Here is a 21,123-nt window from a genome sequence, read left to right as displayed (position 1 = left end):
AACGGGATTTCGTTGGAGGCCATCGCGGTGTTCGGCTTGTGTTCGCAACAGCGGGCCAGAAGGATCAACCGACGGGAAGCGTGCCGTGCTCGCCCAGCTTCGGTGGCGCGCCGTATTCGGGCTCGTAGCCGTCGATGCGGATGGGACTTCCGACGAGCCGGAAGTCGCCGGCCTCCACAACCATCGACGGTGTGGCCTCCAGCGCGTCCGGCAGCGAGCGGACCGCGGCAGCGGGAACACCCAGGGGACGCAATCGCGATTCCCACCCGGCCGCGGTGTCGCCGGCGAGTACTTCGGTGACGACGCGAAGCACCTCGTCTCGCTGCGCCGCACGCTCGGCCATCGTCGTGAAGCCCGCGATGCCCGCCTCGGCAGCGAATGTGCGCCAGAAACCGTCGTGGGTGATGAACAACGCCAGCGTCCCGTCCGATGTCGGGAACAACTGCGCCGGAACATAGTACGAATGCGCACCGCTCGGCATACGACGCGGTGGGGTGCCCTCGTTGAGATATGCCGACGCCCGGTAATTGAGCTGCGAGAGCATGACGTCGCGCAACGAGACTTCCACCTGGCCGCCACGACCCGACACAATCTGGGCGAGTAGGCCGAGCGCGGCTGTCAGACCGGTCGAATTGTCGGCCGCCGAATACCCGGGAAGTGTCGGTGGCCCGGCGGGATCGCCGGTGAGGTCGGCGACGCCCGTCACTGCCTGGATGACGTAATCGAATGCGGGGTCGTCGCCCTCGTCGAGGCCGTATCCCGTGAGCGCGACACACACGATCTTGTCGTTGAACCGTCGCAATGCGTCGTAGGTCAAGCCGTACTTCCGGATCGCCGACGGCTTGAGATTGACCAGCAGAGCGTGTGATTCGGCGGCAAGCTCACCGAGCCGACGCAGACCCTCATCGGTGGTCAGGTCGAGACAGATGCTTCGCTTGCCCCGGTTGAGACTCGCGAAGTATGCGTCGCTGACCTGTCGCGACAGATCCCCGGTCGGTGGTTCGATCTTCGTGACCTCGGCCCCGAGATCGGCGAGCATCATCGTTGCGTACGGTCCGGCAAGGATGTGGCCGACCTCGAGGATCCGGATACCTGAGAGGGGACCGGTCACCGCAGTTCCTTCGCAAGCTCGGCGACGACCTCACGTGTGCGGTACTTCGACGCGACCAGTTCGTCGCGGTTGTTTCCGATGGGAAGCAGGCGCATCGACAGATCGGTCACGCCTGCGTCGCGGTACCGCTTGAACCCGGCGAGGATCGAGTCCTCGTCGCCGACGATGGCCATCTGGCCGATGTCCTTCGCCTCGCCCTGCTCGAGCAGACGCTGGTAGTTCGGCGAGATCTCGGCCTCGGCGAGGATGCGGTTGGCGCGTTCACGCGCGACATCCTCTTCGCCCGGTGCACACAGACACACGGGCACACCCGCGACGATGCGCGGGTCGGGTCGTCCCGCGTCTGCGGCGGCCTTGGTGATGCGCGGAACGATGTGCTCTCCGATCGCCCGCTCGTCGGCCATCCACAGGATCGTTCCGTCGGCCCGTTCACCGGCGATCTTCAGCATGACGGGGCCCAGCGCGGCGACCAGGAGGGGCATCGGCGCCACGGGTCCGATGTCGAGTGGGTTGTGCACGGTGAACGTGTCGTTCTCGACATCGATCGAGCCGGGAAGATCCTTGATCGCACCGAGCACGTCGAGGTAGTCCCGGGTGAACTTGGCGGGCTTGTCGTAGGGCAGGCCGAGCATGTCCTGCACGATCCAGTGGTGCGACGGACCGACCCCCAGAGCGAGTCGACCATCGAGCGCGGCATGCGTGGACAACGCCTGGCGCACCAGATGCACGGGATGCTGCGCCTGCAGTGGCACCACTGCGGTCCCGATCTCGATTCGGCTCGTCCTCGTGCTCATGAGGGCGATGGCAGTCAATGCGTCGAAGTCGGTGGGGATCTGAGGGACCCACACGGTGTCGAATCCGGCGGCCTCCGCCCATTCGACGTCCTTCAACATCCGGTCGACCTTGCGGTTGGTGTCCCCCTGCTCGGGTCCGACCATCACTCCGATCCGCACGATTCCTCCAGCATTCGAATTCGTTGTCTGCGCGGCCCGGTGGCGCGCTCGGTGGGCCGGGCTCGAAGGTGACTACATCTGGCCGTGTTCTCGCTCAGTGCTTCTCTCTCAGTGTGTGTTCTCGGTCAGCTTGCGCACTCCCGCTACCAATTCGTCGAGTGGCGTGCTGGTGGGGAACACTGCGGCAGCGCCTGCTGCGAGCAGTTTGGGAACGTCGGACTGAGGAATGGTGCCTCCGACGATCACGTCGATGTCACCTGCGTCCGCAGCACGCAGAGCCTCGACGACCTTCGTCGTCAATGCAACGTGCGCACCCGAGAGAATGCTCAGACCTACCACCTCGACGTCCTCTTGGACGGCGATGGACACGATGTCCTCGACCTTCTGGCGGATTCCGGTGTAGATCACCTCGAAGCCGGCGTCTCGCAGAGCGCGCGCGACGATCTTGGCGCCACGATCGTGGCCGTCGAGTCCGGGCTTTGCGACGAGAACGCGGGCGGTCATCAGAACACCACCGGCTGCTGGAACTCGCCCCACACGGACTTGAGCGCGGACACCATTTCGCCGACCGTGCAGTAGGCGTTGGCGCAGTCGATCAGGGAGTGCATCAGATTGTCGGTTCCTTCCGCTGCGCGGGACAGTGCGGCGAGGGTGCTGCGCACGGCCTCGGGATCACGCTCGGCCTTTACTTTCGCGAGTCGCTTCAGCTGCATCTCGCGGCCTTCGGCATCGAGTTCGTAGGTGGAGATCTCCGGCGCGGGCTCGTCGGAGACGAATTTGTTGACACCGACGACGGGACGCTCGCCGCCTTCGATCTCCTGGTGGAGCTTGTACGCCTCGTCGGCGATGAGACCCTGGAGGTACCCGTCCTCGATAGCGCGGACCATGCCGCCGTGTTGCTCGAGGTCGGTCATGATCTCGATGATGCGTTCTTCGGTGCGGTCGGTGAGTGCCTCGACGAAATAGGACCCTCCGAGCGGGTCGGCCACTCGGGTCACGCCGGTCTCGTAGGCGAGCACCTGCTGTGTGCGCAGGGCGAGCGTCGCCGACTCCTCACTCGGCAGGGCGAACGGTTCGTCCCATGCCGCAGTGAACATCGACTGAACGCCGCCGAGTACAGAGGCCATGGACTCGTAGGCCACACGAACGAGGTTGTTCTGCGCCTGCGGCGCGTAGAGCGAAGCGCCGCCTGCGACACAGCCGAACCGGAACATCGACGCCTTGTCGCTGGTGGCGCCGTAACGCTCGCGGACGATCGTCGCCCAACGGCGCCGTCCTGCACGATATTTGGCTATCTCCTCGAAGAAGTCGCCGTGCGTGTAGAAGAAGAACGAGATCTGCGGCGCGAACTGGTCGATGGTCATGCGGCCGCGTTCGATCACGGTGTCGCAGTAGGTGACACCGTCGGCAAGCGTGAAGGCCATCTCCTGTACCGCGTTGGCTCCCGCATCGCGGAAGTGTGCGCCTGCCACCGAGATCGCATTGAACCGCGGAACTTCTGCGGCACAGAATTCGATCGTGTCGGCGATCAGTCGCAAGGACGGCTCGGGCGGCCAGATCCAGGTGCCCCTGGACGCATACTCTTTGAGAATGTCGTTCTGGATGGTGCCGGTGAGCTTCTCTCGCGGCACACCCTTGCGTTCGGCAGCAGCCACATAGAAGGCAAGCAGAATCGCCGCGGTGCCGTTGATCGTGAAGCTGGTACTGATCTTGTCGAGGGGTATGCCGTCGAAGAGGATCTCGGCGTCGGCGAGGGTGTCGACTGCGACGCCGACGCGCCCCACCTCCTCGGTGACCTCGGGGTCATCGGAGTCGTATCCGCACTGGGTGGGGAGGTCCAGCGCAACCGAGAGCCCGGTCCCGCCCTGATCGAGCAGGTATCGGTACCGGCGGTTGGATTCTTCGGCGGTGCCGAAGCCCGAGTACTGACGGAAGGTCCACAGCCGTCCCCGATAACCGGAAGCGAAGTTCCCACGGGTGAAGGGGAACTCTCCCGGCAGGGGTAGTTCACGTTCTCGATCCCCCGATCCGTAAACCGGATCGAGCGGGATCCCGGACGAGGTTTCCACGATGTCGCTCACGCCGGATACCTTACTTGCAGAAAATGAGAATGCCAATATCATCGGTGAGAACGAATGAGCTACACGAATTCCGAGTAGGGAGAACGATGACGAGCCAGCATGCACTTCGCGACCGCACGATGGTGGTGTCCGGCGCCAGCCGCGGCATCGGACTTGCGATCGCCGTCGCTGCCGCAGCGCAGGGCGCGAACGTAGTGCTCCTGGCCAAGACCGGCGAACCCCACCCGAAGCTGAAGGGCACAGTGCACACGGCTGTCGCCGACATCGAAGCGGCCGGCGGCAAAGCCGTCGCGATCGTCGGCGACGTACGCAAAGAGGAGGACGTACAGCGCGCCGTCGACACCGCGGTCGAGCGATTCGGCGGCATCGACATGTGCGTCAACAACGCGAGCGCGATCGGCACCGAACCGACCGAACAACTGTCCGCGAAGAAATACGACCTGATGCAGGAGATCAACTGCCGGGGCACCTTCCTTCTCACGAAGGCAGCCCTCCCGCATCTACGCAAGTCCGAGAACGGACACATCCTCACGATCGCCCCGCCGATCAACATGAACCCGTACTGGCTGGGCGCGCATCCCGCGTACACGCTGTCCAAGTACGGAATGTCGCTGCTGACACTGGGGTTCGCGGCAGAATACGCCGAGGCAGGAATCGCCGCGAACTGCCTGTGGCCGGAGACCTATATCGCCACCTCGGCGGTCGCGAACATGCAGGACGGCGAGAACCTGCTGTCCTCATCGCGCAGCCCCGAGATCATGGCCGACGCCGCAGTGGCAATCCTGTCGAGTCCCGCGAAGACCACCAGTGGAAAGTGCTACATCGACGCCGACGTGCTCACCGCGGCGGGTATCACCGATCTTTCACGTTACGGTGGCGGCGACAACCCGCAACGGGATCTGTTCCTCGACGCCTGAAAACCGCACACGCACAACGGCACCGAGTGAATTCACTCGGTGCCGTTGTGCATCGGCGCGCTATCGGACCATACGCCGCCTGCGTGCGGCCTTTCGTTCCTCCTCGGTCATACCGCCCCATACCCCGTATCGCTCACCGGATTCCAGAGCGTAACGAAGGCATTGCATACTCACCGGGCACGAGCGGCAGATCCGCTTCGCAGCCTCGATTCGCTCCTCGCGCGGTTCACCGCGCTCGTTGTCGGGGTGGAAGAAGATCGCGCCGTCGACGTCGCGGCATGCAGCGTCCATCTGCCAATCCCACGACTCCGCGACCGGTGGGGGAAGTTTCAGCAGTTTCAGAGCGGGCACGGGTCACTCTCCCTTCGACATCTCTCGGTAGATTCGGATGAGGGCGTCGGTGGACGCATCACCGGTTGCAGGATCGCTGTCTTCCGACAACGCCGCCTGCAGTTGCGTTGCCTGTACCTTCCCCAGTTCCACACCCCACTGGTCGAACGAGTCGATCCCCCACACGACGCCCTGAACGAACACCTGATGCTCGTACAGCGCGATGAGCTGCCCGAGCGTCGACGGGGTCAGTTTCGGTGCAAGGACGGTCGTCGACGGCTGATTGCCCGGCATCACTTTGTGTGCCACCAACTCTTCGGGCGTGCCGTCGGCCCGTACCTGGTCTGCAGTGCGGCCGAATGCCATCACCTTCGACTGCGCGAAGCAGTTCGCCATGAGCACATCGTGCATACTTCCGGTTCCATCTGCAGTGGGCAGATCATCCGTCGACATGGCGAATCCGATGAAATCGGCAGGTACCAGGTGCGTTCCCTGATGAAGTAACTGGTAGAACGCGTGCTGTCCGTTCGTTCCCGGCTCGCCCCAGAAGATCTCGCCGGTCGCGCATCCCACCGGAGTTCCGTCGGCGCGTATCGATTTGCCGTTCGACTCCATGGTCAACTGCTGCAGGTAGGCGGGAAAACGTACGAGGTCGTTGGAATACGGCAGCACAGCACGCGATTGCGCACCCAGGAAGCTCGTGTACCACACGCCGAGCAGGCCGAGCAGGACCGGAGCGTTCCTCTCGAGGGGCGCCGTTCGGAAGTGAGTGTCGACGCGGCGGAACCCGTCGAGCAGTTCGGCGAATCGCTCTCGACCCACCGCGCACATCACCGACAGCCCGATGGCAGACCCGACCGAGTACCTTCCGCCGACCCAGTCCCAGAAGCCGAACATGTTGGCCGGGTCGATCCCGAACTCTTCGACCCGCTGTGCGTGTGTGGACACCGCCACGAAATGCGCCGCGACCGCGTCGTCTCCGAGCGTCGCGACGAGCCAGCATCTCGCAGCGGTCGCGTTCGTCAGGGTCTCGACTGTCGAGAACGTCTTGGATGCCACGATGAACAATGTCGTCGCCGGATTCAGGCCGTTCAGGGCCGCCGTGAGATCGGCCGGATCGACATTCGACACGAATCGCACCTGCGGACCGTCGTGGTAGTGCCGCAGAGCACGCGTCACCATCACCGGGCCCAGGTCCGATCCACCGATCCCGAGGTTGATCACTGTCGCGATCTTCTCACCGGTCGCTCCCCGCCACCGGCCGTCCCGGACGCGGTCGGTGAAATCGCCCATCGCGTCGAGTACCTCGTGCACGCGGGTCACCACATTCTCACCATCGATCCGCACCTGAGCGGTCGACGGCAGCCGGAGCGCGGTGTGGAGCACAGCCCGGTCCTCGGTGACGTTGATGTGTTCACCGGCGAACATCCCGTCGCGGGCTGCCTCGACCCCCGTCGCGCGGGCGAGGTCGAGAAGAAGCTCCCTCGTGCGGGTGGTGATCCGGTGTTTGCTGTAGTCGATCTCCAGATCCGCGGCGGTGACCGTCATCTCCGTGGTACGGGCAGGTTCTGCCGTGAACAATTCGCGCAAGTGCAACGACTCGACATCGGTGCGATGGGCGTCGAGCGCCTTCCACTGCGGAAGGGTGGTCACGTTCTGTGCAACCGAGGTCATCTCGTCGTCCGTCCGTTCACGCGAGGGCGCGCAGCCGCGGAGCCAGATCCCGCTCGAACAACTCCAGAAAACGCCGCTGATCATGCCCCGGCGCATGAAACACCAAATGATTCAACCCCGCATCCACATACGCCCGCACCTGCTCCACCGCCTCATCCGGATCCGACGCCACAATCCACCGCTTCGCCACCTGCTCGATCGGCAACGCATCCGCCGCCGCCTCCATCTCGATCGGATCCTCGATCGAATGCTTCTGCTCCGCCGTCAACGACAACGGCGCCCAGAACCGCGTATTCTCGAGCGCCGACTCCGGATCCGTGTCATACGAAATCTTGATCTCGATCATCTTGTCGATCCCCGACACCTCCCGGCCGGCCTTGCCCGCACCCTCGGCCACCGCAGGCAACAACTTGTCGGTATACAGCTCCATCCCCTTACCCGAAGTACAGATGAACCCATCACCCGCCCGACCCGCATACCGCGCCACCACCGGACCACCCGCCGCCACATACACCGGCACACCACCATCAGGCACGTCATAGATCGACGCCCCCACCGTCCGGTAGAACTCCCCCTCGAAATCCACCCGATCACCGGTCCACAACGCCCGCATCAACCGCACCGACTCCCGCAACCGCGCAAACCGCTCCTTGAACTCCGGCCACGCATCGCTGTACCCCGTCGCGATCTCATTGAGCGCCTCCCCCGTCCCCACACCCAGAAACACCCGCCCCGGATACAGACACCCCATCGTCGCGAACGCCTGCGCAATCACCGCCGGGTTGTACCGGAACGTCGGCGTGAGCACCGACGTCCCCAACTGCAACCGCTCGGTACGCTCCCCCACCGCCGTCATCCACGCCAACGAGAACGGCGCATGCCCACCGGTATGCCGCCACGGCTGGAAATGATCCGACACCGTCGCCGAATCCATCCCGTGCGCCTCGGCGAGCACCCCGAGCTCGACCAGCTCACGCGGACCGAACTGCTCGGCCGATGCCTTGTATCCCAACTTGAGCATTACGTGTGACCTCCGAAAGACGACGTCGTATGCGGTCGGCCGAGGTCCGTGAGTCGAGGAACCTCGGCGGTTCCGGTGTTCTGGGTGAACTTCTCTTCTCGGCAAACTTCAGCTTCGTGACAACTTCGCGAGCTCTGCGCGAGAACGTGCAGGTTCTGCTCGAAATAATGCACAGTTTCGCGCAGAAGTGTCAATATCTACACGCGTTCTGCGTGTCGGTGCGCTATGGTCGTCACCAATCGAGCAGACTCTCGACCTCGACCGCCCAATACCCACGCACCGATCCGAGGAGCATTCGTGTCCGCGAGCGCACGACGACGTGAGATCTTCACTCGAGTACTCGCCGACGGATATGTCGACGCCAAGACACTGTCGGCTGCCCTCGGCGTCGACTCGTCCACCATCCGGCGCGACCTCGATGCACTCGCACGCGACGGCAAGGTCGAACGCACCCACGGCGGCGCGAAAGCGATCGATGGTGCGTCGTTCGAAGTCCCGTACGCGCTCAAACAGGACGTACGCCGCGCCGAGAAATCGGCGATCGCCGCGGCTGCGGCCAAGTTCGTGTCCGACGGCGACAGTGTCGTTCTCGACAGCGGCTCCACGACCTACGAGGTCGCGGTCGCGCTGCGGGCGAAGTCGTCGCTGACCGTGCTCACCAACGATCTCCGTATCGCGAAGTTCGTCGCGTCGTTCCCCGACGTACGGCTGCTGGTATCCGGGGGCGAGTTGCTCGGCTCCGTCTACACGCTGATCGGCGACCATGCCGTCCGGTTCATGTCGCACTACTCGGCCGATTGGGCGTTTCTCGGGGCAGACGCGATCGACCCTGCCGCCGGAATCACCAACAACAACACGCTCGAGGTTCCCATCAAACGCGCCCTGATCGCCGCGTCCGCACACACGGTGGTCGTCGCCGACCACACCAAGTTCGGACGACGAGCTCTCGCAAAGGTGGCTGCCCTCGACGAGGTGAACACGATCGTCACCGACTCCGGGCTCGGTGACGACCAACGCGACCTCTACGACGACAACTTGACGATCGCGGAGATGCCCACCGCGTCATGACCAGATGCGCAGGCCGGTTTCGGCCGAAAAGAAGAAGACCTCACCGGATTTCGGAATCAGGTGGATCTCTTCGCCGTGTGTTATCGGTTTCCGCCGATCCCATCGCACGACGACCTTGCCCATCCCGTCGGTCGGCGCTTCCGTTACCGCATGAACGAACGACTCGGCCCCGAGTTCCTCGACGAGCACCGTCCGCAATGTCCACGAACCCTTCCGCCACGCACCGACGGGGGTCCACGATTCCGGCCGCACTCCCAGCACCACACGACCCGAGTCGACCGACCGGGGTACCGGAACCTGCAGCGCACCGAGTGTCGCCGATCCGTCCTCCACGGGAACTTCGATGAGGTTCATTCCGGGCGACCCGACGAATCCCGCTACGAAGGTGTTGACGGGGTCGTCGTAGAGCTTGCGCGGCGCCGCGACCTGCTGGAGGCGTCCACCGTCGAGCACGGCGACCCGATCCCCCATCGTCATCGCCTCGACCTGATCGTGGGTGACATACACCGTCGTGGTCTCCAGTCTGCGCTGGAGCTCGGCGATCTGGGCCCGGGTACTCACCCGTAGTTTCGCGTCGAGGTTCGACAGCGGTTCGTCCATGCAGAACACCGCGGGGTGACGAACGATGGCTCTCCCCATGGCCACTCGTTGACGTTGTCCACCCGAGAGTTTGCCCGGCTTGCGGTCGAGCAGCTGTCCGAGTTCGAGCATTCTCGCTGCCTCGAGCACACGCTTCGTGCGCTCGGGCTTCTTCATTCCAGCGTTCTGCAACGCGAACGCCATGTTCTCGGCCACGGTCATGTTCGGGTACAGCGCGTAATTCTGGAACACCATCGCCACATCGCGAGCCTTCGGCGGCAATCCGGTCACGTCGCGTCCGCCGATCTCGACGCGGCCGGAATCGACCGCCTCGAGACCGGCAAGCATGCGCAGGCTCGTCGACTTTCCGCACCCGGATGGGCCCACCAGCACCAAGAACTCGCCGTCCGCGATTTCGAGGTCGAGTGAATCGACCGCCGGGCGCGCCGAACCGGGGTAGCGATGTGTGACATTCCGGAAACTGATCTGGGCCACTGGGTCCGTACCTTCATCTGTGACTGTGTGTTTACAGGTTGGGGGTGATCTGACGATCGATGATCTGCTGCAACTGGTCCTGGATCTCCGCGAACGTCACTGCAACGTCGGCGTTCTGCAGCGCGATCTTCTCGAGTCCGGTTCCGATCACCTGGTCGGCACCGGGAACGAACACGCGGGCGTAGTCCTGCGAACGTGTGACGGCGAGCTGGTCGACGGCGGTGCGCGCGTTGGGGTTCTCGTCGAGATACTTCTTCATGTCGGCGTTCTCGACCGCGGACTTACGGACCGGCATGTATCCGGTGTTCTGTGAGAAGTACGCTGTGTTGTCGCCATTGGTGACGAAATCGACGAACTTCAGCGCGTTGGCCTTGCGCTCGTCGGAAATACCCGACGGGATCGCCAGGCCGGCACCACCGGTCGGGCAGCCGGGCCCGTCGGGTGCAGGCAGGAAGGCGGTGCCGAATTCGAATGCTGCGTTGCCAGTGATGCCGGACAGGTCGCCGGTGGACGCGATCGTGGACGCGAGAAGACCGGCCGAGAAGTCGTTGGCGATGTCGTTCGAGACGGACGCGTACTTCTTGGTGTGGATCATGTCCTTCAGGAAGGCGCCGGCCTCGAGGGTCTTCGAATTTGTGAACTTCAGGTCCCACCCGTCGGAGTAGGCGCCGCCGAAAGTCCAGATCGGCCCCTCGAACGTCCAGCCGAGGTAGTCCGCAGCATTACCCCAGCCGTGCGCCCACCTCCCGCCGCCGACGACCTCTTGGATGCGCGGTCCCCACTCGTCGAACTCGGCCCACGATTCGGGGCCGCGATCGGGCAGCCCGGCCTGGCTCCAGACGTCCTTGTTGTAGTAGAACAACGGCGTCGACCGCGCGTAGGGAAGCGCGAAATGGCTTCCTTCGTAAAGATAGTCGGCGAGAAGCGAGTCGACGTAGTCGCCGGTGTCGACGCCGACAGTCGAGAACAGATCGTCGAGCGGCGCGATGGCACCGGTGATCGCGTAGTTGAACCACCACACGTCGGACAGGACGACGACGTCCGGCAGGTCTCCACCGGACAGTGCCGCATTGAACTTCTGCGACACCTCTTCGTAGTTCTTGCCACCGTCGATCAGGTTGACCGTGAGCTCGGGGTTCTGCGCCTGGAAACGGCCGATCAGTTCCTTCTCGATCTCGATGGACTTGCCAGGGTGATTGGACCAGAAGTTGATGGTGGTCGCGTCGCCGGACGCCGCCGATCCCGACGCGCCGGAGGAACCGCTCGCGCCGTCGCCGGTGCCCGCGCACGCGGCCAGCGCCGCGCTCGTCGCGACGAGACCCGTCAGCCCCAGGAAGCCGCGCCTGTTCAAATTCCTGATGTCGATACCCATTACCAGCTCCCTGAGTGTTCAGCCCTTGACCGCACCGGAGGTGAGGCCCTTGATCATGTGTCGTTGCAGGAGAAGAAAGACCACGAGGATCGGGAGCATCGCGAGCACGGTGCCCGCCATGACCGGGCCCCAATTGGTGACGCCGTCGTTGTTCTGGAGCAGCGTCAGTCCGATAGGCAGCGGCGCGACGGATGCGTCGTCCGCCATGAGAAACGGCCAGAGGTACTCGTTCCACTCGTTGACCACGGTGATGATCGCGAACGCCACCATGGTCGGGCCCGAAACCGGCAGCACGACCCGCCACAGCAGCCGCAGCGGGCCGGCCCCATCCATCCGTGCGGCCTCGATGATCTCGGCCGGAATCGACAGGAAGTGGTTTCGCATCAGGAACGTGCCGAACGCGACGCCCGCGAGTGGAACGATGATTCCCTGGAAGGTATTGCGCCATCCCCATTCTGCGACCAACGCGTAGTTGGAGATGACGGTGATCTGGTTGGGCACCATCAGTGCCGCGATGATTCCGAGGAACACGAGGTTCTTGCCGGGGAAGCGGAGAAACACCAACCCGTACGCGCTGAGCACACCGAGCACGAACTTCACGCCCGCGAGGATCGATGTGATGATCACCGAGTTGCGAAGGAACGCGAAGAACTCCACGGACTGCACGGCCTCGGAGTAGTTCTGGGGATGAAACACGGCCGGCCACCAGGTCACCGGGATCGTATAGATGTCCGGGCGCTCCTTGAAGGAGGTCATGACGATCCAGTACAAGGGCAGTCCTACGATGATCAGGACACACAGCATGGCGGCATAGCCGAACACCTTCACGAGACGTTCGCGGCGTGCGTGGGTGTCGGCATCCACGCGCTCGGGTTCGACGTAGGTGGTGGGACGGTCGGCGAGAGCGGTCACTTCTGATCCCCTCGATCCATGATGCGGACCTGGTAGACGGTCACCGCGAGCAGCACCAGGAACATGATGGTGGCCACGGTTGCCCCGTATCCGGCGCGGAAGTTGCGGAACGACTCGTCGTAGATCTGGAACACCATGGTGGTGGTGCCGGTGCCGAGTGGACCGCCGCGCGTCATCACGTTGATGATGTCGAATACCTGGAACGAATTGAGCAGCACCGTGATCGACAGGAAATATGTGGTCGGGCGGAGCTGAGGCAGGATGACCCTGCGGAACGTCGTCCACCCCGACGCCCCGTCGATCGCTGCGGCTTCGCTCAGTTCGGAGCGCAGTCCCTGCAATGCGGCGAGGTAGATGACGAACGTGTAGCCGAGGTTCTTCCACAGGTAGGTCAGTGTCACCATCACCAGCGCCCAGGTCGGGTCCTGGTAGAAGTTGGGCGATTCGATTCCGATCCGGGCCAGAACGTCCTGGACGAGGCCGAAGTTCGGATCGAAGACGAATTGGAAGGCGACACCGACGGCTGCGCCTGAAATGACGAACGGCGCGAACAATGCGGAGCGGACGAGATTGCGGCCGAGCAGCTTCCGATCGAGGAGCAGAGCGAGACCGAGGCCGAGCACCATCGAGCCGATGACAGCGGCCGCGGTGAAGAAAAGTGTGTTTCCGACGATCTGCCAGGAGTCGGACCTGCCGAACCATTCTCGATAGTTGTCGAAGCCGATGAACGTCGAAGTGGGGCTGGAGATGTTCCACTCGAAGAACGAGAGCCGGATGTTGTCCACCAAGGGGCGATAGGTGAACAGGATCAGCAACGCGACGTTGGGTCCGACGAGCACCGCGAACAGCGCGTAGTCGGTCCACGGACGGCCGCGTAGACCGCGGTTCGTCTGCGGCAGTGTTCGTTCCGGACTCGATGACACCGAGGCAGTCTGGACGTCATCGGCGAACAAGTGGTTACGAGAAGAAGACGCCCCCTACCCTTCCTGGCGAATGTATCGCTCGTCCCGATGGATCGGACCGATTGTTCATTCGCCCGGCCGGGTAGGGGGCGGAAACTCAGCGTGTGTCAGAGGTTCCAGTCTCCGAGTCCGTCCCAGCCGTTCAGGACGCCGCCCGCGGTGTTCTGCACGATCACCGGGTCGCCCTTGCGGGCGTTCTCGAAGAACCACTGCCCGTCGGCGGTACTCACGTTGAGGCAGCCGTGACTGGTGTTGGTGTTGCCCTGCGCCCACTCGGACCACGGAGCTGCATGGATGAAGATGCCGCTGTTGGACATCCGCGTCGCGTATTCGACGTACGTGCGGTAGCCCTCAGGATCGTCGACGGGCACGCCGTACGTGGACGAGTCCATGTACATGTCGCGGAACTTGTCGCCGACGATGTACGTGCCGTTCGGGGTTTCGTAGCCGGGCTTGCCGAAGGAGGTGGGCATGGTCCGGACCACCTCGCCGTTGCGGGTGACGGTGATCGTCTTGGTGTTGTCGTCGGCCACCGTCACGAGGGCGTCGCCGATGGTGAACGACGAGTGCGAGCCGCCCGCCCGGACGTCGACGGTGGTGTGCGCGGGCCAGAACTCGAACGGCTTCCATCGCACCTGCTGATCCGACGCCCAGTAGAAATGGCCGCCGACTGCCGGTTCCGACGTGATCTCGATTGCGCGTTCGGCAGCAGCACGGTCTCCGACGGGCTCGTTGAACCGGATGATGATGGGTTGCGCGACACCGACCGTTTCACCGGAAGACGGATTCAGCGACGGATCCGAGAACGGCGCCGCCGGAGCCGGAGGCGTCGGGAGTTGCGGTGCACCCGGGATCGCCGGAGCGAGACCCTCGATCAGGTCTTCGACGCTCGGCACCTCCGGCCCACCCGGCCACAGCGGTGCGGCGGCCGCAGGGCCGGCCAGAGCGAGAGCGACTGCGCCGGCGCCCGTGAGGGCGGCGACGAGGCGACCGACCCGGCGCGTGGCACGGTGACGACTCTTGGGCATGGACTGCTTCACAAACATCGACAAATTACCCATCGTTCGACGGTGCGTCGCGTTTTCACATCCCCGACCGCGGCGCTGGCGTACCTCGTCATTACACACACCGACCCGTCGTCGAGCAATTCGGGCAGTGGAGCGGATGCGTCGTTCGCTCTCACCGAGGGGGCGAGCGACGCATCCGCTCAATGCAGGTGAAGACAGTGAACGTCAGGCTTCGGGCCTCGACGCTGCGAGCATTTCTTCGATCGAGACGAACTTCAGACGCGACCTTCCCGACGCCTTGCCGCGTGCGCGTTCCTGCTTGTCGATGGCTTGCCAGCCCTTGTAGTCGACGTACTCGGGACGGCGTTCGGCTATCAGGGTGTCGAGCTTCTCTCTATCCGCCACGGGTTCGGCGAGACGGCCTGCGATGAAGTCGTCGACGAGCTGTGCGACGGTCTCGGCCGAGCACTGCTTGTTGGTGCCGATCACACCGCTCGGGCCCCGCTTGATCCAGCCTGCCGTATAGACCCCGGAGACCGCGTCGCCGGTGTCGGGGTCGATGACCTTGCCCGACTCGTTCGGGATGACACCCTTCTTCTCGTCGAACGGGAGACCGTCGACGGGGGTGCCGCGATAGCCGATCGAGCGGAGCACGAGGCCGGTCGTGAGTGTCTCGGTCTCGCCGGTGGGGCGCGCGTCCAGCCGACCGTCGGACTCGACGAGTTCGTTGCGTTCGAGGGTGATCGACTCGACCTTGCCTTCGCCCGCGATCTCGACCGGCGACGCGAGGTACCGCAGCACGATGCGCTTGTTGCCGGGGTTCGGGGTGTTCTGTGCGTACCCCTCGACCTGGCGCATCTTGAGTGCGATCCGCGGCTCCACCTCGGGGTCGTCGAGGATGGCCTGGCTGGCCGCATCGAGTTGGATCTCATTGGGGTCGACGATGACGTCGATTCCCTCGAGCTGGCCGAGTGCGAGCAGCTCGGGGTTGGTGTACGCGGCCTGCGCCGGGCCGCGTCGTCCGATGACGACGACCTCTTCGATGTTCGAGTTCCGCAGTGCCTCGACGGCGTGCTCGGCCATGTCGGTGCGAGCGAGCTCATCGGGGTTCATCACCAGGGCGCGCGCGACGTCGAGTGCGACGTTGCCGTTGCCGATGATCACGGCGCGTTCGCCCGAGAGGTCGAACTTCCTGTCTGCGTAGTCGGGATGGCCGTTGTACCAGGCGACGAACTCGGTGGCGGCGTGCGAGCCCGGGAGGTCTTCGCCGGGCACACCGAGATGACGGTCGCTCGATGCACCGACCGCGTAGATCACGGCATGGTGGTGCGCGAGCAGCTCGTCGTGGGTGATGTGCGTGCCGACCTCGACGTTGAACCAGCACTGGGTGTTCTTGTGGCCGATGGCGCTGCGGAAGACGTCGCCGACTCCCTTGGTGCTCTGGTGATCCGGCGCGACCCCGGCACGAACCAGGCCGTACGGGGTGGGCAGGCGGTCGAACATGTCGACCCGGACACTCGAATGCGAGACGAGTTCCTGCGCCGCGTAGCACGCGGCCGGACCGGAGCCGACGATCGCGACGCGCAGCGTTCCGAGATCTGCCGGGATCTTCTTTCGGCTGCGCAGCTCCGGCCAGTCGGGCCCGATCGGGTACCGCTCGTAGTACGCGGCGTTGATCTCGAGGTACGGCTCCTGCTCGGGAGTGATCTCGTTGTCCGCGAAGATTGCGTCGACCGGGCATTCGTCGACGCAGGCACCGCAGTCGATGCAGGTCTCCGGGTCGATGTAGAGCATCTCCGTCGTTGCGAACGGCGCCTCGTCGGGTGTCGGGTGTATGCAGTTGACCGGGCAGACTTCGACGCACGAGACGTCGTTGCAACATGCCTGGGTGATCACATAAGCCACTTCGCTACCTGCCTGGAGAGTGCCGGGTGGGGTTGTCGAAACCCCAGACTATAACACGTTACAGATTTGGTCGAGAATCACATTACCCAAATCGTACCAGGCGATTGCCAGTGGCGAGAATGCGCTATTCAGACAATTCGTCGCCGGACTCGATCCGGAATCCGATCTTGAGCGTAACTTGCGTGTGCGCGACAGCACCATCATCGATGTGACCACGCGTGTTGACCACTTCGAACCATTCCAGGTGGCGCGTCGTCTCCCCGGCCCGCGCGACAGCCTTGGCGATCGCGTCGTCCACCCCGGTCGTCGACGACCCGACGACCTCGATCACTCGGTACACATGGCTCATGGCGCGCTCCTCACGTATCGGCACAGGGCATGGCAATGCCCTGCTCCGGATACTGCCCGCCTCGACCCGACTTCGCGCCGGAACGGCAATCTCCACCACCCCGAGCGAATTACGCTCACGCCTTCCTGGCAAGCTCGCGTGCCAGCACCCCGAGCCGGGCCAGACGCAGGTCACCGAGCGGAATCGCCCCGGCGCCGAGCCGGTTGGTGGTGAACGCGATCGACAGGCCCGAGTCGAGGTCGGCGAATGCTCCCGAACCACCCACTCCGTAGTGTCCGAGTGCGCCTCGCGGACGCTCGGTGCTCGCGAACACGGGTTGGTGGTATCCGAGTCGCCACGCCATCGGGACACCGAGGACGTAGTCGCGGCCGCGGCGACGCACCTTGTTCATCTCGGCGATCGTCCCGGGATCGAGGAAACGCCTGCCGTCGAGTACGCCACCGGCAGCAATCGCCCCGTACATCCGTGCAAGCGCACGCGCTGTGAAGACCCCGTTCCAGCCGGGCATGACGGAATCGTGGACTGCCGGGTCACGGACGAGTTCGTCGAAACCGTCGGGCATCGCCGCTTCCGCGAGCCCACTGGTCGGTCCGATCCTCGACAACACCGAGGCGCTCATTCCCCAGTTCAAGCCCATCGGATTGATCCGCGGAAACAGCGGTGCGATGCGGTGCCGTTCACCGGGAGGAACCCGATACCAGAAGTCGCCGATACCCAGCGGTTCGGCTATCTCGGCTTCGACCACGTCGACGAACGGTTTTCCGGTGACCCGCGCAGCGATCTCCGCGACCAGCCAGCCGTAGGTCACAGCGTGGTAGCCCGAACCGCGATGACGACGCTTGTCCGGGCGCGCCGCCGCGAGCGCGGCGACCGTCCGGTCGTAGTCGAGGATTCCGCGGGTGCCCGGTACGAGTCCGCGCACACGGTGCAGACCGGCACTGTGGGTCATCACGTCGGCGACGGTGATGGAACCTTTGCCGCCCGCCGCGAACTCCGGCCAGTACTGCGCTACCGGTGCGAAGTAGTCGATCAGACCGCGCTCGGCGAGTCTGTGCACGACGGTCGAGGCCACACCCTTACCTGTGGAGAACGACAACGTCATCGTGTCGCGGCTCCACCGCCGGTTGCGCTCGGCCCAACCCGCCCAGATGTCGAGCACCTTCTCACCGTGCAGATATGCAGTGAGTGCTCCGCCGCCGTGCTGCGGCTCCTTGTAGAGAGCGAAGAATCGGTCTGCGAGCGGGAGGAACCTCGGGTCGACGTGCATGGCGGTCGGGGGCAGTTCTCGGACACTCTGTCCTGGTGAAACCTGGCCCCGGTCGATCGTCTGGACGCTCATGGGCACCTCCGCTCGAATGTTTCCGACACGCTACGTGGCGGAACGAGTCCGGGGAAGGCCTTACATACTCATTGCAGGTACAGATTCACTGCCGGTACAGACGAGTCCTCCGCGACTACGGCGTCGTCGTGTACCGCAAGGACCCGTACACGAGGCAGCCCTGGCCGGTCGTGAGGTTCGCCGCAAGCGCCATCTCGCCCACGCACAGGACCGGGTCGGTCGCGTCGCCGATGAAAGCCTGCGAACCCGGACCTGTCGCCACCACAGCGGTACCCGGCTGATCGAGCACACCGAGTGCGAGCGACTCGGCGCCGACCCCGACGGCAGCGAGCAGTCCTCCGGCGCTCTCGGCAGCTCCGACACCGCCATCGAGACCGGCTGCGCCAACCCTCGAGTCCCCGCGGGAATCGGCAAATCCCACTCCGCCGCCTCCGTAACTCCACGCCCCTCCGGGACCCTCGGTGTTCGCGCCGCACGCGTCGGTTCCGACAACCGCGCTGGATTCTGTCGGGGCACCGGGAGGCGCCGAACAGGTCAGCGACTGCGCAGGCGCCGCAGCCAGCAGTGCACCGCCGAGTGCCGCAGCCAACGCCGCACCGACCACCGACAATCGGCCCGACACCTTCATCCAGGTCACGCCTGCGGCCCTCCAAACGATCAGAACGACTACCCTCGAGTAACAGTCTAGGGAGACATCCTCTGTCACGCTCCACAGTGAGATAACGGCAGAATCTCGGTCAGGTGTTGTTCCCGGAGCTCTTCCCGCTGTTCAGCTCCCGGTCACGGCTCGGTTGCACGCGCTTCGGTTCGCCCGGCATCTTGGGATGATTCGGCGGATAGGGCAGGTCGCCGAGTCCAGCAGCCTCGTCACGGTCGGCCATCTCGAGCAGAACATCGATCGACTGCGCGGCGGCATCGAGATCCGACATCGGATCGGGTCGCCTCGCCAGCAGTTCGGGCACCGTCGCGATCGTGAAATCGTCCGGTTCCGCGTCGGCGAGTTCATTCCACGTCAGCGGCGTCGACACCGTCGCAATCGGTGTTCGCCGCACCGAATATGCCGACGCGATGGTCTTGTCGCGCGCGTTCTGATTGAAGTCGAGGAAGATCCGCTCGCCACGCTCCTCCTTCCACCAGGCGGTCGTCGCGCGGTCACCACTGCGCCGCTCCACCTCGCGCATCAGCGCGATCCCGGCACGACGCACCCCGACGAAGTCCCACTCTGGGACGATCCGCAGATAGATATGGATGCCGCGACCGCCCGACGTCTTCGGGAAACCCTTCAGTCCGAGTTCGTCGAGCAGCGGCCGGACCACGTCGAGCGCGACCGTACGCGCATCACCGAAATCCGTGCCCGGTTGTGGGTCGAGGTCGATCCGGAGTTCATCGGGCCTGTCCGTGTCGCCGCAGCGCACAGCCCAGGGATGGAATGTCACGCACCCCAGATTGGCCGCCCACACCACGTCCGCGGCCGAACGCACTCGCAGGGCATCGGCCTTGCGTCCGGACGGAAAGGTGATCTCACACGTCGCGACGTGGTCGGGTCGCTTCGCGGGTGCACGCTTCTGATAGATCTCCTCACCCTCCACACCGTCGGGAAAGCGCTGCAGATGGGTGGGCCGGTCCCGGAGCGCATCGAGGAGCGGCGAGCCCATGCTCGTCGTGATCGCCCGGTAGTACTCGACGAGGTGGCGTTTGGTGCCGCCCTCCGCGCCGAGCCTGGGAAAGTAGATCTTGTCCGGGTTGGATAGCCGTACGGGCACACCGTCGACGTCGAGTTCTTCCGCAGGTGATCGTTTCGCAGTCGCCACCGTCAGTTCTCCGTCCGGTCCAGTACATCGGCGAGGTCGTAACGCACGGGCACGTCGAGTTGGTCGTACGTGCAACTCTGCGGGTCCCGATCGGGTCGCCAGCGCAGGAATCTGGCCGCGTGCCGGAAACGCATCGCAGTCTCCGGAGTCCCCTCCATCTGGTCGTACGCGACCTCGAGCACTCGTTCCGGACGCAAGGGGACCCAGCTGCGGTCGGCCGCTGAACGCCACCTCGTCTGTTCACCGTCAGCGACCACGTCGTCGCCCACCCGTAGCGGCTGCAACTCGGCGAGCAGCTCCTGACGCCTGACCGTGGTGAATGCGGAGGCGCCTCCGACCATCACGAGTTCACCGTGGTGGTAGAGCCCCAGCAACAGTGAGCCCACCCCGTCGACGCTCTTGTGCTTGCGGTAGCCGATGAGCACGCAGTCTGCGGTCCGGGCATGCTTGAGCTTGATCATGTCGCGTTTGTCGGGACGGTATGTCCCGTCGAGTTCCTTCGCGACCACACCGTCGAGGCCTGCGCCTTCGAATTGTTCGAACCATCGCATCGCGGTCTCCGGGTCGGTGGTCGCCGCGGTCACATGGCAGCTCGGGCCTCCCCCGACGGCCCGCTGCAGCCGCACACGACGTTCGGCGAACGGTTCTTCCATGAGATTGTCGTCGCCGAGAGCCAGCACATCGAACCCGATGAACTGCGAGGGAGTTTCTTCCGCGAGCATCGCGACACGGCTCGCCGCCGGATGGATCCTCTCGGAGAGCGCCTGCCAGTCCAAGCGAGTATGCCCGTCGCGTTCACGCGGTACGACGATCTCGCCGTCCACCACACAGCGCTCGGGGAGCTCGACGCGCACCCGTTCGACGAGCTCCGGGAAATATCTGGCGAGGTCCTTACCACCACGCGACGCGAACACGACTTCGTCGCCATCACGGAACACTATGGCGCGGAAGCCGTCCCACTTCGGCTCGTACGACCACTGCGCCGCACCGGAATCGGGTTGTTCCGGTACCTTCGACGAGGCCTTCGCCAGCATGGGCGCTATCGGTGGCACGACGGGCAGATCCATGAATCTCATCGTTGCATCCGGATGGGCTGCGCGTGCCGGTTGCAACCGATCGACCTCTTCGTCGACCAATTTCACAACGACAGCAGAAAGCCCGTGAACTCGATCACACCGATTCTGTTTCGTGAGGTCGGAGAGAGGCGTTCGGCAACCGTGGCGCGAAGCGAATGATC

At 64.4% G+C, this 21,123-nt stretch carries 20 protein-coding genes; 2 read left to right on the top strand and 18 right to left on the bottom strand.

Annotation, left to right across the window (positions count from 1 at the left end; genetic code table 11):
• Nucleotides 1-64: 64 nt before the first annotated feature.
• The 4 genes from MWU77_RS14780 to MWU77_RS14765 form a co-directional block, all read right to left on the bottom strand.
• The gene (locus MWU77_RS14780; protein ID WP_169690955.1) at nucleotides 65-1,111 is read right to left on the bottom strand and encodes a CoA transferase; all 1,047 of its coding nucleotides are present in this window, start codon (nucleotides 1,109-1,111) and stop codon (nucleotides 65-67) included.
• Nucleotides 1,108-2,064 (bottom strand): LLM class F420-dependent oxidoreductase, encoded by a 957-nt coding sequence (locus tag MWU77_RS14775; RefSeq protein WP_169690954.1) that lies wholly within the window; start codon nucleotides 2,062-2,064, stop codon nucleotides 1,108-1,110. The genes MWU77_RS14780 and MWU77_RS14775 overlap by 4 nt, the downstream gene beginning before the upstream one ends.
• A gap of 108 nt (nucleotides 2,065-2,172) precedes the next feature.
• Nucleotides 2,173-2,568 carry a cobalamin B12-binding domain-containing protein gene (locus MWU77_RS14770; RefSeq protein ID WP_169690953.1) on the bottom strand — a complete coding sequence of 132 codons (396 nt, stop codon included), beginning with the start codon at nucleotides 2,566-2,568 and terminating at the stop codon, nucleotides 2,173-2,175.
• On the bottom strand, nucleotides 2,568-4,187 hold the full coding sequence (locus tag MWU77_RS14765; protein WP_169690952.1) for a methylmalonyl-CoA mutase family protein: 1,620 nt from the start codon (nucleotides 4,185-4,187) through the stop codon (nucleotides 2,568-2,570). Before MWU77_RS14765 ends, MWU77_RS14770 begins: the two co-directional genes overlap by 1 nt.
• A 44-nt stretch (nucleotides 4,188-4,231) precedes the next feature.
• On the opposite strand from MWU77_RS14765, the gene MWU77_RS14760 reads away from it, so the two are divergent.
• The gene (locus tag MWU77_RS14760; RefSeq protein ID WP_169690951.1) at nucleotides 4,232-5,062 is read left to right on the top strand and encodes an NAD(P)-dependent oxidoreductase; all 831 of its coding nucleotides are present in this window, start codon (nucleotides 4,232-4,234) and stop codon (nucleotides 5,060-5,062) included.
• A gap of 60 nt (nucleotides 5,063-5,122) precedes the next feature.
• Here MWU77_RS14760 and MWU77_RS14755 read toward each other — a convergent pair whose 3' ends face one another.
• From MWU77_RS14755 to fgd, 3 genes are read right to left on the bottom strand one after another with little or no spacing between them, the layout of a single operon-like run.
• On the bottom strand, nucleotides 5,123-5,413 hold the full coding sequence (locus tag MWU77_RS14755; protein WP_169690950.1) for a WhiB family transcriptional regulator: 291 nt from the start codon (nucleotides 5,411-5,413) through the stop codon (nucleotides 5,123-5,125).
• 3 nt (nucleotides 5,414-5,416) lie between these two features.
• Entirely contained in the window at nucleotides 5,417-7,066 is a 1,650-nt protein-coding gene (gene pgi, locus MWU77_RS14750; RefSeq protein ID WP_247274082.1) for a glucose-6-phosphate isomerase, read from the bottom strand.
• 16 nt (nucleotides 7,067-7,082) lie between these two features.
• Complete coding sequence (gene fgd, locus MWU77_RS14745; protein ID WP_247274081.1) at nucleotides 7,083-8,087, bottom strand: glucose-6-phosphate dehydrogenase (coenzyme-F420); 1,005 nt, start codon at nucleotides 8,085-8,087, stop codon at nucleotides 7,083-7,085.
• A gap of 297 nt (nucleotides 8,088-8,384) precedes the next feature.
• On the opposite strand from fgd, the gene MWU77_RS14740 reads away from it, so the two are divergent.
• Nucleotides 8,385-9,155 (top strand): DeoR/GlpR family DNA-binding transcription regulator, encoded by a 771-nt coding sequence (locus MWU77_RS14740; RefSeq protein ID WP_247274080.1) that lies wholly within the window; start codon nucleotides 8,385-8,387, stop codon nucleotides 9,153-9,155.
• Here the strand turns inward: MWU77_RS14740 and MWU77_RS14735 are convergent.
• From MWU77_RS14735 to MWU77_RS14685, 11 genes are all read right to left on the bottom strand, one after another.
• Nucleotides 9,150-10,229 carry an ABC transporter ATP-binding protein gene (locus MWU77_RS14735; protein ID WP_247274079.1) on the bottom strand — a complete coding sequence of 360 codons (1,080 nt, stop codon included), beginning with the start codon at nucleotides 10,227-10,229 and terminating at the stop codon, nucleotides 9,150-9,152. The genes MWU77_RS14740 and MWU77_RS14735 overlap by 6 nt on opposite strands.
• A 31-nt stretch (nucleotides 10,230-10,260) precedes the next feature.
• Nucleotides 10,261-11,589, bottom strand: a complete 1,329-nt coding sequence (locus MWU77_RS14730) for an ABC transporter substrate-binding protein (protein ID WP_169690987.1) — start codon at nucleotides 11,587-11,589, stop codon at nucleotides 10,261-10,263.
• 30 nt (nucleotides 11,590-11,619) lie between these two features.
• A complete protein-coding gene (locus MWU77_RS14725; RefSeq protein ID WP_374229873.1) occupies nucleotides 11,620-12,513 on the bottom strand; it encodes a carbohydrate ABC transporter permease in 894 nt (297 codons plus the stop codon).
• Entirely contained in the window at nucleotides 12,510-13,436 is a 927-nt protein-coding gene (locus MWU77_RS14720) for a carbohydrate ABC transporter permease (RefSeq protein ID WP_247274078.1), read from the bottom strand. Before MWU77_RS14720 ends, MWU77_RS14725 begins: the two co-directional genes overlap by 4 nt.
• Nucleotides 13,437-13,582: 146 nt before the next feature.
• The gene (locus tag MWU77_RS14715) at nucleotides 13,583-14,503 is read right to left on the bottom strand and encodes an Ig-like domain-containing protein (RefSeq protein ID WP_374229872.1); all 921 of its coding nucleotides are present in this window, start codon (nucleotides 14,501-14,503) and stop codon (nucleotides 13,583-13,585) included.
• A 204-nt stretch (nucleotides 14,504-14,707) separates the two neighbouring features.
• The gene (locus MWU77_RS14710; protein WP_247274077.1) at nucleotides 14,708-16,387 is read right to left on the bottom strand and encodes an FAD-dependent oxidoreductase; all 1,680 of its coding nucleotides are present in this window, start codon (nucleotides 16,385-16,387) and stop codon (nucleotides 14,708-14,710) included.
• Between the two features lie 124 nt (nucleotides 16,388-16,511).
• Nucleotides 16,512-16,736, bottom strand: coding sequence for a dodecin (locus MWU77_RS14705; protein WP_169690943.1), 225 nt, complete (start codon nucleotides 16,734-16,736; stop codon nucleotides 16,512-16,514).
• Between the two features lie 115 nt (nucleotides 16,737-16,851).
• A complete protein-coding gene (locus MWU77_RS14700; protein WP_374229879.1) occupies nucleotides 16,852-18,003 on the bottom strand; it encodes a serine hydrolase domain-containing protein in 1,152 nt (383 codons plus the stop codon).
• 187 nt (nucleotides 18,004-18,190) lie between these two features.
• Nucleotides 18,191-18,703, bottom strand: coding sequence for a DUF6764 family protein (locus tag MWU77_RS14695; RefSeq protein ID WP_247274138.1), 513 nt, complete (start codon nucleotides 18,701-18,703; stop codon nucleotides 18,191-18,193).
• A gap of 109 nt (nucleotides 18,704-18,812) precedes the next feature.
• Nucleotides 18,813-19,886: a DNA polymerase domain-containing protein gene (locus tag MWU77_RS14690; protein WP_169690941.1), complete on the bottom strand. Its 1,074-nt coding sequence runs from the start codon at nucleotides 19,884-19,886 to the stop codon at nucleotides 18,813-18,815.
• 2 nt (nucleotides 19,887-19,888) lie between these two features.
• Nucleotides 19,889-20,953, bottom strand: coding sequence for an ATP-dependent DNA ligase (locus MWU77_RS14685; protein WP_247274076.1), 1,065 nt, complete (start codon nucleotides 20,951-20,953; stop codon nucleotides 19,889-19,891).
• Between the last annotated feature and the right edge of the window lie 170 nt (nucleotides 20,954-21,123).

The sequence above is a fragment of the Rhodococcus sp. F64268 genome, assembly GCF_023015605.1.
In the GTDB taxonomy this organism is placed as follows: domain Bacteria; phylum Actinomycetota; class Actinomycetes; order Mycobacteriales; family Mycobacteriaceae; genus Rhodococcus.
The sequence above is the reverse complement of the archived record's forward strand: the minus strand, read 5'-3'. Positions and strand labels throughout refer to the sequence as shown.

What these genes read in the sequence shown, in the direction of transcription:
- MWU77_RS14770 (WP_169690953.1), bottom strand. Translation starts at nt 2,568, where the DNA reads ATGACCGCCCGCGTTCTCGTCGCAAAGCCCGGACTCGACGGCCACGAT.
- MWU77_RS14765 (WP_169690952.1), bottom strand. Translation starts at nt 4,187, where the DNA reads ATGATATTGGCATTCTCATTTTCTGCAAGTAAGGTATCCGGCGTGAGC.
- MWU77_RS14760 (WP_169690951.1), top strand. Translation starts at nt 4,232, where the DNA reads ATGACGAGCCAGCATGCACTTCGCGACCGCACGATGGTGGTGTCCGGC.
- pgi (WP_247274082.1), bottom strand. Translation starts at nt 7,066, where the DNA reads ATGACCTCGGTTGCACAGAACGTGACCACCCTTCCGCAGTGGAAGGCG.
- fgd (WP_247274081.1), bottom strand. Translation starts at nt 8,087, where the DNA reads ATGCTCAAGTTGGGATACAAGGCATCGGCCGAGCAGTTCGGTCCGCGT.
- MWU77_RS14715 (WP_374229872.1), bottom strand. Translation starts at nt 14,503, where the DNA reads ATGCCCAAGAGTCGTCACCGTGCCACGCGCCGGGTCGGTCGCCTCGTC.
- MWU77_RS14705 (WP_169690943.1), bottom strand. Translation starts at nt 16,736, where the DNA reads ATGAGCCATGTGTACCGAGTGATCGAGGTCGTCGGGTCGTCGACGACC.
- MWU77_RS14700 (WP_374229879.1), bottom strand. Translation starts at nt 18,003, where the DNA reads ATGCACGTCGACCCGAGGTTCCTCCCGCTCGCAGACCGATTCTTCGCT.
- MWU77_RS14695 (WP_247274138.1), bottom strand. Translation starts at nt 18,703, where the DNA reads ATGAAGGTGTCGGGCCGATTGTCGGTGGTCGGTGCGGCGTTGGCTGCG.
- MWU77_RS14685 (WP_247274076.1), bottom strand. Translation starts at nt 20,953, where the DNA reads ATGGATCTGCCCGTCGTGCCACCGATAGCGCCCATGCTGGCGAAGGCC.